Here is a 12,788-nt window from a genome sequence, read left to right on the forward strand (position 1 = left end):
GCTATGCTATATGTATATATCGGCACAATATGAAAAAAGTTTCAGAAAATTTCAAACAAAAAAACTCTAACCTTGCCATACGGCAAAGCTAGAGTTAGAGGATCAGGTCGTTACAGGTTAAAAATCAGCTGTCGCAATCTGGATCGTACCCGTAGCTGCTCCAGCTGCGGTAGTCTGCAGAGCAGCTACCAGCAGTAAAGCAACCTCTAACGTGAGGCTGTTAGTTGGGGGGATAACATAAGTGATCACAGGTGCATTGACACGAGTTACGACAAGATCGATCGGTGCCGGACCGTTATTATTAACGGTAATTGTAGCATTCGCGCCACCGTTCAAGTTTTCAAAGTATGATTTACCAATATTAGCTGCGAGAGAATAGAATTGCTGAGGTAATAGAATCGCCATAGGATTCACCTCCCTTGCGCTTGATAGTGTATTCTATGCTTCCAATCTACGAACGTAACGTTAAGTGACTCAGTAATAAGACACAATTTGAAAGACTTATAGATTAACGTACCCTAACCTATGCAAAAAAGGAGTTGCCCTCTCAGATCCCCTTCAGAATCTGCGGACAACTCCTTACTAAATAATAGAAGTATCAGACAGTATAAAAGCAGTTAGCAGGATTGTATGTTGCCTTTGCTTCCTTATTGCACGTCAATGCTCAATTCCTGCGAACCGAAACGAGAAGGCGCGGAAACCTTCACGCGGATATTGCCCACCTCACCCTTTGTACGAATCCAGAATGCAATGCGTCCACCAATTAGGGATAAGCTTGAAGGACCGATCAATTGACCCACTCCCTCGACCTCCACCGAAACAGGATCTGTATAGAACGGCAGGGCATTGCCGTATTCGTCTAGAGCATCCACTACTACTCGGGTTACGTCCCAATCGCCAGCTTCCAGTACCATATCATCTGCAGCTACCCGTAGCTCTGTCGGCACCGGATTACGTGAATAGTATTTGCGGATCACTTCTTGCCCATCTACGTACCCAATGAATACAGCGTCTTCCCACTTCATGCCCCAGTGGCCTGTCAGCTCGTCGATCACGACAGGGGGGTGAGGAAGCGCCGGGTACTTCTCTCGGTTTGGACGATAAATACCTTTGCGCTCATGACCGTAGATGAACTCCACCTCATCGCAATTGGTGAACACAACCAGCGGCACGATGCCCCCGATATTTCGCTCGCCACGAGACCAGTAAGTGACCGGCTCCATAACGGTTTCCTGTTCGACGTTCTTCTGGCTCCGGTACACGCTCGCTGCAAATTTAGGCAGGCGGAACATATCCATGACACCGTGGTAGCAGATTTTATCACCGGAACCAAAATCAGCATGCGTGTTATAGTCAAAAGCACACCAGCCAATCGCTCCGGCAATGCCCTCATCGGCATAGGAAGCATTTTGGACCCGCGTATGGCGCAGTGCATGCTCCATTACCCGTTCCTCCTGGTCAAAACGTTTCGTCGGGTACATATGCCCGTTATATTCCGTTACCAGATAAGGGACCGGATGATCCAGCTTTGTAACGAGAGACGGCTGGCGCAAACCTGTCGTTTCGCCATCTACGCCTTCTGTATCGTCATACGTATCAAAATTGCGGATTTCCTTCGCCAAATATTTTTTGTGCCCACCATCATGAACAAAATCATTTATCGTATATACATCTTCCAGCAGCTCACTGCCTACAATATAACGCACACCACCCGTAGCACGGGTCGGATCTAGTTTTCGTGCCAGCTCATTGGTACGCGTGTACAGATCATGGTCATCCTGCGACTCATTAATTCGTACGCCCCAGATTACAATGGAGGGGTGATTACGATCACGGATAATCATGTCCTCTACGTCCCTCACCGCCTGCTCCTTCCACGCTTCACCGCCAATATGCTGCCAACCCGGAATCTCTTCGAAAACGAGCAATCCAATCTCATCACAGCGGTCTAGAAAATGACGGGACTGAGGGTAGTGGGATGTCCGTACCATATTCAGCCCCAGCTCCTCCTTGAGCACATCTGCATCACGACGCTGCGCTCTTTTGGGCATAGCATAGCCAACGTACGGATAGGACTGGTGACGGTTCAGGCCGAGCAGCTTGATCTTCCGCCCGTTCAAGTAAAAACCGTCCGGCTGAAATTCAGCCTCGCGGAAGCCAAAGCGCACGGTCACCTGATCCAACTCTTCTCCGCCTCGTAGCAGCGTCAGCTTCGCTTCATACAGCTTGGGATCATCTATATCCCAAAGCCGCAGGCCGCCCAGCTCTTTCAGCTCCAGCGTTACTTCCGCCGCTGTCACCGCTGCCAGCTCGGTCTCCGCCTTCACGCTCACTCCGTCCAGCAATTGCAGTGCGACCGTCAAGTCGTCCTGCTGATCGCCGATGCCCTCCAGCTCCACGACCACGCGCACCGCCTTATTTGCCGCAAGCGGCTCCGGTGTCTGAATGAATATCGTTCCAAGGTGTACAGGCTCCACTATTCGCAGCTGCACTTCGCGGTAAATACCGCCGTAGGTCAGATAGTCAATGACTGCCCCAAAGGGAGGGATGTCGTCCCGTTCCGTGGAATCGACAATGACTGTGAGCACATTGGAGCCGCCATACTCGGCAAGTTCGGTCAATTCAACACTGAACGGTGTATATCCACCTTTATGCTCCCCCGCTTTTACCCCGTTTAGGTATACCTGGGCATAGGTCATGACTCCTTCAAAATCAACATACACTCGCTTACCTTTGGCATCTGTCGGAATGTTCAGCTCTCTTTTATACGTAGAAATAAACTGAAATGCCTTGTCGTCAAAATAATTATACGGAAGCTCTACATTGGTGTGCGGCAGCTGAATTGGCTCATACCGACCTGCATCAATGTCTGCGCTTATTTCGCTCTCGACATATTCAGGAAGGTAAAACCATTGATCATTCAACGGCAAAATGGTACGCATGGGCAGTCACCTCAACCTTTTATTTTCCACTCTTATACCATAGTAAAATATTTAAGTAAAAATGACGAGTAAAACTTAGTAAAATAAATATATGTTCAATGTAAGCATTTCCAAGGCAATTGTCAATCCATTTTTGTATCTTTTTATAATCAAAAAAACAGCCCCGAAAGGCGGAGCTGTCCAAATCCATAGTGTCGATTTTATTTGGCATCGGTATGCAGCGGCGCACTGCTGTTGCGAATCATTAGCTCGGTCGGAATGATGACCTTGCGCCCCACCTCGTTTGCACCGTTGCGTACCGTATGCAGCAAGAGCTGAACGCCCGTTTCTCCCATCAGTTCGGTATGCGTTTTGACTGTTGACAGAGATGGGGTCAAATATTCCGCTGTCGGAATATCATTGAAGCCAACAATTGAGATACGTTCCGGCACCGCAAGCTGATGCTGCTCCAGCGCCTTCAACACCCCAATAGCTACCGAATCGCTCGCGACAAAGAAGGCTGTAGGCAGGTTTTCTGGTCCTGCCAGAATAGCCGCTTCCATCGCACGGAAGCCGTCTGCCGCTGTTCCTCCGCACACATGAATATCATCCGACGTGCATAGCCTATGCTGTTCCTGATACCGCAAAAACGTCTCATAGCGTGCATCTAGCTCGACTCGTTCGGAATCATGGGACTGCTCATCCTTGCCCATACCTACATATCCGATGTGACGATGGCCCGCGCCAATCAAATAATCCAGTGCATCAGCCGCAGCGTGAGCAAGGTCAATGACCACATAGTCTGCCCCTGTACGCTCTACCGGATGATCCAGAAAGACGCAAGGAATGGGCAGTTCCAGCATACGTTTTACCTCTTCACTGCTAAAATGCCCCAGCACGATCAGTCCATGTAGCCCTTCGGATAATGCCTTCAGTGTAGTTAGGTCCTCTCTTCTGAAAATACGCTCCAGCTGCGCCCCACTTTGGCGGCACTCTTTTTCCACGCCAAACCGAATAGATAGATAATAAGGGTCTTCCAGTTCCTCGTACGCACTAAACCAGTGCACCATACCTAACCGGATGGGTCCCTCTGCCTTCTTGCGGGGCTGACGACCAATACCGCCATTTTTACGTTTAACCGTCGTATATTTCATGCGCTCGGCAACCTCAAAAATTTTACGCCGCGTTTCCTCTGATACAGACAGTGTTTCATCATAATTCAGCACTCGGGAGACCGTGGATATCGAAACCTCTGCCTCCTGGGCGATATCTTTTAACGTAGGCATTGCAGACTCCTTTAATCGTTTTACTCTATTTTTACTTTTATTTTACTATTATCTTACTCGTCTCCCCTGTGCAACACAACCCGTCATTCCTAAAAGGGTCAACCATTTTTTTCATATTATAAGCCTAATCATGATAAAATACGTACCATAATAGAAATGACACTAAGGAGGATACACACATGAAACAGGAACTGATTGACCGCCTGACTACATACGTTCAGGTAGATACCCAATCTGATGAAAGCAGCCACACTTGCCCCACTACACCCGGACAGCTCACATTGGGCAACCTCTTGGTGGGCGAATTGAAAGCCATTGGTATGACAGACGTAACTATTGATGATAATGGTTATGTGATGGCGACCCTTCCTTCCAATACGGATAAAGAGGTTCCCGTCATCGGTTTTCTCGCTCACCTCGATACGGCTACCGAACTGACTGGCGCAGGGGTAAAGCCGCAATTGACGGAGAACTATGATGGGGGCGATATCACGCTGAATGCTTCGCTTGGTGTGGTTCTTTCTCCACGTGAGTTTCCCGAACTAACTCAATATAAAGGCCACACCCTGATCACAACAGATGGTACCACCCTGCTCGGTGCAGACAACAAAGCCGGGATCGCAGAAATCATGACAGCTATCCACTACCTGATTGACCATCCAGAAATTCAACATGGCAAAATTCGCGTTGCCTTTACACCGGACGAAGAGATTGGAAGAGGACCGGAACGCTTTGATGTAGCCGCTTTTGGCGCTGAATATGCCTATACGGTAGACGGCGGACCGCTCGGAGAACTGGAGTATGAGAGCTTTAACGCCGCAGCCGCCCATATTACCATTCACGGTGTGAATGTGCATCCCGGTACGGCTAAAAACAAAATGATCCACGCTGCCAAAATCGCTATGGAGCTGCACAGTCGGTTACCTGCAAACGAAGCCCCAGAATATACAGACGGATATGATGGCTTCTATCATCTCTTGGAGTCTACAGGCACGGCAGAACAAGCTAAGCTATACTATATTATCCGTGATTTTGACCGCGAGAGCTTTGAAAACCGGAAAGCTTATTTAACAAATGTAGTCAAAGAGCTGCAGGCCGCATATGGAGAAAACCGTATTGCGCTGGAATTGAGAGATCAGTATTACAACATGAAAGAGAAAATAGAGCCAGTCAAGCATATCGTCGATGTCGCTTATGAAGCAATGACAAAGCTGAATATCGAACCCATTATTAAGCCGATTCGTGGAGGTACAGACGGTTCACAGCTATCCTACATGGGACTGCCTACCCCGAATATTTTTACAGGTGGGGAGAACTACCATGGTAAGTTTGAATATGTGTCGGTGGACAACATGGTACTTGCTACCAAGGTTATTGTGGAAATCGCACAACTGTTCGAGCAACGCGGTAAGTGAACTACCTATACACAGCACTGACACGTTAAGGTTAAATAGAAGGCATATCGTTCCGTAATGGAAACGGTATGCCTTTTTTTCTGAAGCTTTCATTTCCCTTTAAATTTTCAATATCTTTATAACTTTTATCCGTCTTTAGACCGACAACTATATACGAGACTATAAAAAATATATCTAGTAAAGAAAGGTAGGTTATCTATTTGAATACAATAGATGCATTAATTGCAGCCATTCCCTACATACAACAGATTATGCGTGAGAAAGTGACTCTTGCTCTCTTCGACCGCACTCATGTCCTTATGTATACCCAATCGGAGGGTATGGACCTCGGCTTTGAAACGGGCTCGGAGCTGCTCGAAGACTATAAAGATTTTGCCATGCTTAAAAATGGACGTGAGCCCAGCCTGACCCACATCCCTGCTGAAATTCTAGGGCTTCCTCTTGATATGATCAGTATTCCTGTATTTGACGAGAAAGGTGAAGTCATCGCAGCATTTGCGGCCTCTTATAATTTGACTAACAAAAATCAACTGGATCAAATCGTATCCGAGAACCTTTCCATCACTGAGCAGCTCATTGATATGGTACAGCATGTGGCGGCTCATTCCGAGGAGCTTCAGGCAACCAGTGAACAGATTTTGAAAAACACCCAAATCGCCGTACAAAACTCGGGTAAAATCAATCAGGTAGCTGTGTTCATCAAGGAAATTTCCGATCAAACCAACCTGCTTGGATTGAATGCAGCGATCGAGGCCGCGCGTGTCGGAGAAGCAGGGGCAGGCTTTGGTATCGTCGCTCAAGAGGTGCGCAAGCTATCCGTAGAATCCAAAAAGGCGACGGTCGATATTGAAGGAGCCCTTAAGGATGTACAGAACTCCATGCGTCAAATGGAGCAGGAAATTGAGCAAATTGTTTCTTCTTCTCAGGAGCAGGCGACTCTGGTAGGCTCTTTCACTGAAGTGATGGAGCGTATGCAAAAGGCGAGTGAAACGATGCAACATCTGGCCAGTCACCTGACTTCGTATGTCGTAAAATAAATCTTGGCATAAAAGAGGGGAGCACACTGATCGCAAATGCGTAAAAGTGTGCTCCTTTTATGTACAAAAGCCCTATCGGGCTTGAAGGTCTAATTCTGACTCAAGCAGTATAAGAAAAAACACCATGATTTGAAGGAATTACAGGGTCTAACCCTCCCAAAATATTTCCCACCGGAAGAGCAATACTAAGAAACGCCAAGACCATAGTTACCGAGATTAATGCCTTTTTCATTATGAAGCCCCCTTAATAAAATGGTTTGGTATTGCTCTCGCTGTGATGGTGTTGCCAAATCTCGATAAGTCTCAAACAGAGCAACCAGTGTCCTGAAATCGGCATCCGCTTCTACACTGGCAGAGAATTGCAGAGAATCAAGGACATAATTTAAGGCAACAGAATACTGCTTCTTCTTGAAATGGTAAATGGCCAATTGGTTGACCAGTTTTAAATAATATACGCGGTTTGCTCTATCTTCATAACCTTCAAATATCTTAATATCATCGGCAAAATCGTTCAGCAGGTCGTCTATATTCCAATTATTCAGGTTAGCTGCTTCGGCAATACCAACCAATCCTGGAAGTAGCTCCTCGTCATTGTCGTGAAGAAATTGAACGTACTCAGGCAAAAGTTCCCTTCTCCCCGAAAGTAATTCAATCGTAAATAAATTGGCCTTGGCGAGGAAACGGAATCTCTCTACTTCTTCGTGACCGCTCTGATCCAGCCCCATAAACCAACCCATTTCGCTATACTTCATAATATAGTTTCTGGCTTCCTCATACTTGCCCATATTCTGATAGTAAATAGATTTCGCCAAATAACTGTAAGCATAATAAAACACTAGCGGGTGTTTGGTGTCCAATGTCTCATACTTGCCGTCTGCAGCATTTCTCAGTTGGGTGTGATACAGGTTTTCAGCCAACGTATGCAGATAGTCTGCTACTTTGTTCGCTTCATCCCAATCATTATGTGTGTAGCTGATTCTAAACAACTCACAAGCTTTATCGAGTTCGTGGCTGTCCGACAACAAATAAATGGCTTCCCTTTGGTTCAGGACCTCTTCCACTAAAACCCGCCTCCCTATCCTGAAAATTGCGATTACCCCTTAGCACAGCGGCTACTCTTCAGGGTAGTTATACTCTTAGCCTCCATTTTTTGTATACCATTATATTACAAATATAGTCAAAACCTAACTTGAAGTCAATTCAATCATCACTACCTTCTTTTTTTGCAACCTTACATTGCTGTGTACGGTTATCGGTTATGAATAGTCGACTCCCCTTATAGAAATAATGCTAAAAGAAAACAAAATGTAGGCTCTCTCATGGATGGTTTTTATGATGCTATAGTATCGTGGGGGTAACTACGTTACGAATTAGTGCGTACTTTTCAACCGGGTAGCTGGGCCTTACAATCAAACCTGTGCATGAAACTAAAGTATAGATTGATACTCAACAGAGCATGTACCTGTTCATCAAAATATAAATTCACTTAAGGAGTGAAGTTAATAACATGGAACTTCAATTGGCTTTAGACTTAGTAGATATCCCGCAAGGGATTGCATTGGTAAAAGAAGTAGAGTCGTATATTGATATCGTAGAAATCGGTACGCCGATTGTCATCAATGAAGGACTTCATGCAGTAAAAGCAATGAAAGAAGCATTCCCGAATCTGAAAGTGCTGGCTGACCTGAAGGTTATGGATGCAGGGGGCTATGAAGTGCTAAAAGCTTCCGAGGCTGGTGCAGATATCGTTACGATTTTGGCTGTAGCTGAAGATGCAACAATCAAAGGCGCAGTAGAAGAAGCGAAAAAACAAGGCGGCAAAAAAATCCTGGTGGATATGATCGGTGTTAAAAACCTGGAGCAACGTGCGAAAGAAATCGACGCTCTGGGCGTTGACTACATCTGTGTGCATACAGGCTACGATCTGCAAGCTGAAGGACAAAGCCCGTTCGAAGCACTGCAAACCGTCAAAAAAGTCGTGAAAAACTCCAAAACTGCTGTGGCTGGCGGTATTAAGCTGAGCACATTGGCTGAAGTCGTAAAGGCTCAACCGGATCTGGTTATCGTCGGCGGTGGTATCACTGGCGAGGACGACAAAAAGGCTGTAGCTTCCCAAATGCAACAGCTCATCAAACAAGGTTAACCCCAATGGAAACCTCTCAATATTTATCTGAGGTACTCAAGGAGCTACAATTGGTTCCACAATTGATCAGTGATACGGAATCGGAACAGCTGATCCATTCCATCGCCGTTGCCAATAAGGTATTCGTGGCAGGTGCGGGCCGCTCAGGGTTTATGATTCGCTCGCTGGCAATGCGGCTGATGCATATGGGAATTCAAGCTTACGTAGTCGGGGAAACCGTAACTCCCGGTTTGGGCGAGGGCGACCTGCTCATTATCGGTTCAGGCTCTGGTGAAACCAAAAGCCTGATCTCCATGGCAGAAAAAGCAAAGAAACTCGGAGCCTCTCTGGCGCTACTAACCACTTCTCCCGGTTCCACCATTGGCAAACTGGCCGATATCATCGTCAAGCTGCCTGGTGCGGCCAAGGACCGGTCCAACAAGGACTACCAGACGATCCAGCCCATGGGCTCATTGTTTGAGCAAACCCTGCTGTTGTACGGTGACGCATTGGTACTCAGAACGATGGATCTGCGCAAGCTGACCTCCAAATCTATGTTTGGTCAACACGCCAATTTGGAATAAAAGTGCACTCCTTTACGATAGCAAAGCAGGCTGTTCTTTACATGTCACATGTGAAGAACAGCCTGCTTTTATGCTTGTATAAGGCGACGTTCGATACAGCATAGAATAAGGCAAAACAAGCCCGGCATGTATTCAAACCATTTATTCGTTATTCCCTGCTGGCAACGGCGGGACTTTGGACGGATCAGCAAGTGCCCAATAGGCATATTTGGCCTTTAACCGTTCGTCGAATAGTAGCGGTTTATCCAACCGGGCTATCGGAAACGTGCTAAGCCACGTATTTCCATCATCCGTACCCCAAATCGTCACATTGCTGATATGTTCCTGCTGTCTTGAAAACATATCGAACAGCGCCCGATAGCGGTGAGCCTGCCGGATGAGCATAGATTCTGGAATTGTTTCATAGCGATCTGTATCATTGGAATAAAGACCCATATCCAGCTCGGTAATTTGATTATCCAGACCAAGTGAAGCAAACTTTTCTATGGACTGCTCAATCTCGCTAATAGCGGGAAACTCCAGGCGGATATGCGATTGGTGGCCTACCCCGTCAATCGGTACACCTTTAGCGAGCAGATCACGTACCAAATTGTACAGAAAATCCCGTTTCTTCGGCTCATGCGTGTTGTAATCGTTAATGAATAGCCGTGCGTTCGGACCCGTCGCTTCCCTCGTGACACGGAATGCTTTTTCAATATAATCCGTACCGGTAATCTGATACCACTTGCTGCGGCGCATGCCATCCGGCTGATCAGGATCAATGACCTCATTCACCACATCCCAATCGGTGATGACATTTTTATATCGGGCTGCAACAGCGCGTATATGCGTCTCCAGCCGATCCAGCAAAAGCTTTTTATTCTCAGCAGTCGGCGTCATCGGCTGTCCATTCTTATCCTTGAACATCCAATCCCCAGTTTGGTTATGCCACACCAAAGTATGGAAGCGAATTTCCAGTCCATGCTGTCTAGCAAACTGCACAATTTGGTCTACTTCCTCCCAATGGAATTGTCCCTCGGACGGTTGTAAGGAGATCGGCTTCATCGCATTCCCTGCAACGACGCTGTTAAAATGCTTCTGTACCAACTCTCCGTAAGCCCCTTCGATCTGGAAGGCTTCAATCGCCGTGCCAATGCTAAACTGTCCCCCATATAATCCATGCAAAGAAGGAATGTCCTTTTCAATAGCCAGCGGTGGTACAAGTGACAGCTCGAAATCATCCATATAAAAGGAAGACGTTCCTTCTGCCGTTTCCAAATACATAGAAACAGTGTCTGCATCATGCGCAAGCGTATACGTACCAGACAAATGCATCCATCCCCCTGTCGTAGTAGCCGTGTCGCCTACAACAGTTTCATACGCACTATCCCCTTGATGATCACGCTGTACGCTGAGCCTCACCTTGGCAGGCTGCTCACCCGGCGCCAGCTTCACCCAGGCACTGACCGTATATCGGCTGCCCTTTTGCATCGTAGCAGTCACATCCAGCTTGGGTCCGGCATATGTCTTTTGTCTGCCTGTTGTCAGCAGACTGTATGAGCCGCTTCGTGCATCGGCGTCCGAAACCTGTACGGTCTCGGTACCCATACGGGACACCCATCCTTGAGCCGTACCATCTTCAAACCCGGATACGATACCATTGGCCGGCTCCGGTGGCGTCTTCGATACCTGTGTTATTTCTATCTCATCCACATAGTAGGCCTGTGCGGGATTCGAGCTTTCCACATACAGCTTCAATGCATCCATCCCCCCGGTAAAAGTATATTTCCCCTGAAGTTTGATCCACGATGTATCCGCCGTCTCTGTCTGCGCTACCGTCTTCCATGTCGTAGTCCCGCCTGTCGGCTGCTGCTCCACTGTAAGTTTAACCATGCTCGGAATCGCAGAATGACCATCCAGCTTCACATAGCCACTAATTTCATACTCCACATCCGGCTGCAACAGCGACTTCACATCCAGCTCCGCCCCGTTCCAAGCCGCTGTACGAGCGGTTGCCTTCAGACTGTGCGTGCCGCCATATGCTGCTTCCGTGACGGATGCAATTTGGGTATAAGTTCCTCGCGGCTTCCAGCCATCGCTGTTTCCTTGCTCAAATCCATACGTTCCAATGGTCTTATGGATACTACCCGCCGATAGCACCATATCCGAAACGGGCGGGGAATGTTCTATAGACGGAGCTGCCTTCGCCACAGACGCTCCCCACCAACCGACAGGCGATAACAACAGCGCTCCCGCCAGTACCAGACAAAAAGGCTTAACCCAACATGACCGCAAAGCAATCCCTCCCGTACTCCAATTTTTTGAATTCGTATTGGGCACTATTGGATTTCAGTTACTATCCTTTGACACCTCCCAAGGTCATACCCTTCACAAAGTATTTTTGCAAAAAAGGATAAACTAAAATAATAGGCACTGAAGCAACAATCGTCATCGTGGCCCGAATTGAGGTAGGCGTGACCGACTTCGCCAGATTTTCCGAACCAGCGAATTGGCTCGCATAGTCCTGAGTGTTAACAGACGTGTTGGAATTTTGCAGTATTTTCATCAGCTCATATTGAAGAGTGCTCCATTGCTCATATGACGAATTGTACAAAAACACATCGAACCAGGAATTCCATTGCGCGACCGCTGTAAACAGCGACACCGTCGCCAGTACGGGAACACACAGCGGCAAAACGATGCGCATAAAAGTGGCAAACTCCCCAGCCCCGTCAATACGCGCCGACTCCAAAATCCCTTCCGGCAATCCCTCAATAAAGGAGCGAATGACAATCACATTAAACACCCCAATCAATCCCGGCACGACATACACCCAGAAAGTCCCCAGCATCCCAAGCTCACGAATCAGGAGAAAGTTCGGAATCAATCCACCGCTAAAATACATCGTTAAAATAAAAGCAATTGAAACAAATTTGCGCAGCACATATTCCGGCCGGCTGATCGTGTACGCCACCATCGCGCAGCAAAACACCGAAGTCACTGTACCCACAACTGTACGTAATACAGAAATCAGCGTAGCATGGAAAATCGTCGCTTCCTTGAACACAAATTCATAATTACTCCACGTAAATTCACGCGGCCACAAATAGATCCCGCCCCGAATCGAATCATTCGCTTCATTTAACGAAACCGCCAGCGTATTTAAAAACGGATAGAGCGTGAACACCATCAGGCAGAGCATAAACCCGATATTGCACGCATCAAAAATTCGATCCGAGGGCGCCCGAAATCGCCCGTGTACGGCCTTCCCTTTGCCCATGACTTTCGCTCCTTTCTAAAAAATAGTTTAGGCATTTGGATCGCGCACCCTCTGCTATCTCCTTCGAATAGCACAGTCCTAAAAAACAGCCTCTAATGGCTGATAGCGAAGCTGAGCCAACCATAATGGCACATTTACCCAAGGAAGCGCGAGTCACGCGCCTT

General features: G+C 47.3%; 10 protein-coding genes. 4 read left to right on the forward strand and 6 right to left on the reverse strand.

Annotated elements, in window-relative coordinates; translation table 11 throughout:
* Positions 1 to 117: 117 nt before the first annotated feature.
* The 3 genes from ACUYLD_RS12895 to ACUYLD_RS12905 form a co-directional block, all read right to left on the reverse strand.
* A complete protein-coding gene (locus tag ACUYLD_RS12895) occupies positions 118 to 405 on the reverse strand; it encodes a hypothetical protein (RefSeq protein WP_061829478.1) in 288 nt (95 codons plus the stop codon).
* Positions 406 to 647: 242 nt separating this feature from the next.
* A complete protein-coding gene (locus ACUYLD_RS12900; protein ID WP_446675220.1) occupies positions 648 to 2,942 on the reverse strand; it encodes a glycoside hydrolase family 2 protein in 2,295 nt (764 codons plus the stop codon).
* Between the two features lie 200 nt (positions 2,943 to 3,142).
* Positions 3,143 to 4,207: a LacI family DNA-binding transcriptional regulator gene (locus tag ACUYLD_RS12905; RefSeq protein ID WP_446675221.1), complete on the reverse strand. Its 1,065-nt coding sequence runs from the start codon at positions 4,205 to 4,207 to the stop codon at positions 3,143 to 3,145.
* A gap of 179 nt (positions 4,208 to 4,386) precedes the next feature.
* Between ACUYLD_RS12905 and pepT the strand changes: the two genes are divergently transcribed.
* Entirely contained in the window at positions 4,387 to 5,622 is a 1,236-nt protein-coding gene (pepT, locus tag ACUYLD_RS12910) for a peptidase T (protein WP_061829481.1), read from the forward strand.
* Positions 5,623 to 5,822: 200 nt separating this feature from the next.
* Complete coding sequence (locus tag ACUYLD_RS12915) at positions 5,823 to 6,659, forward strand: methyl-accepting chemotaxis protein (protein WP_069290645.1); 837 nt, start codon at positions 5,823 to 5,825, stop codon at positions 6,657 to 6,659.
* Positions 6,660 to 6,844: 185 nt separating this feature from the next.
* Here the strand turns inward: ACUYLD_RS12915 and ACUYLD_RS12920 are convergent, their stop codons facing one another.
* Positions 6,845 to 7,720: a DNA-binding protein gene (locus ACUYLD_RS12920; RefSeq protein ID WP_250260135.1), complete on the reverse strand. Its 876-nt coding sequence runs from the start codon at positions 7,718 to 7,720 to the stop codon at positions 6,845 to 6,847.
* A 446-nt stretch (positions 7,721 to 8,166) separates the two neighbouring features.
* Between ACUYLD_RS12920 and hxlA the strand changes: the two genes are divergently transcribed.
* Together hxlA and hxlB are read left to right on the forward strand one after the other, a co-directional pair.
* Entirely contained in the window at positions 8,167 to 8,802 is a 636-nt protein-coding gene (hxlA, locus tag ACUYLD_RS12925; protein WP_013312540.1) for a 3-hexulose-6-phosphate synthase, read from the forward strand.
* A gap of 5 nt (positions 8,803 to 8,807) precedes the next feature.
* Positions 8,808 to 9,365, forward strand: coding sequence for a 6-phospho-3-hexuloisomerase (gene hxlB / locus ACUYLD_RS12930; protein WP_250260134.1), 558 nt, complete (start codon positions 8,808 to 8,810; stop codon positions 9,363 to 9,365).
* Positions 9,366 to 9,506: 141 nt separating this feature from the next.
* Here the strand turns inward: hxlB and ACUYLD_RS12935 are convergent, their stop codons facing one another.
* Both ACUYLD_RS12935 and ACUYLD_RS12940 read right to left on the reverse strand, forming a co-directional pair.
* On the reverse strand, positions 9,507 to 11,639 hold the full coding sequence (locus ACUYLD_RS12935; RefSeq protein WP_446675222.1) for an endo-1,4-beta-xylanase: 2,133 nt from the start codon (positions 11,637 to 11,639) through the stop codon (positions 9,507 to 9,509).
* A 61-nt stretch (positions 11,640 to 11,700) separates the two neighbouring features.
* Positions 11,701 to 12,624: a carbohydrate ABC transporter permease gene (locus ACUYLD_RS12940; RefSeq protein WP_446675223.1), complete on the reverse strand. Its 924-nt coding sequence runs from the start codon at positions 12,622 to 12,624 to the stop codon at positions 11,701 to 11,703.
* Positions 12,625 to 12,788: the final 164 nt, after the last annotated feature.

The sequence above is a fragment of the Paenibacillus sp. SER-28 genome, from assembly GCF_052906305.1.

Excerpts from the sequence above, each read along its gene's own strand:
- ACUYLD_RS12895 (WP_061829478.1), bottom strand. The coding sequence starts at position 405 with ATGGCGATTCTATTACCTCAGCAATTCTATTCTCTCGCAGCTAATATT.
- ACUYLD_RS12900 (WP_446675220.1), bottom strand. The coding sequence starts at position 2,942 with ATGCGTACCATTTTGCCGTTGAATGATCAATGGTTTTACCTTCCTGAA.
- ACUYLD_RS12905 (WP_446675221.1), bottom strand. The coding sequence starts at position 4,207 with ATGCCTACGTTAAAAGATATCGCCCAGGAGGCAGAGGTTTCGATATCC.
- pepT (WP_061829481.1), top strand. The coding sequence starts at position 4,387 with ATGAAACAGGAACTGATTGACCGCCTGACTACATACGTTCAGGTAGAT.
- hxlA (WP_013312540.1), top strand. The coding sequence starts at position 8,167 with ATGGAACTTCAATTGGCTTTAGACTTAGTAGATATCCCGCAAGGGATT.
- hxlB (WP_250260134.1), top strand. The coding sequence starts at position 8,808 with ATGGAAACCTCTCAATATTTATCTGAGGTACTCAAGGAGCTACAATTG.
- ACUYLD_RS12940 (WP_446675223.1), bottom strand. The coding sequence starts at position 12,624 with ATGGGCAAAGGGAAGGCCGTACACGGGCGATTTCGGGCGCCCTCGGAT.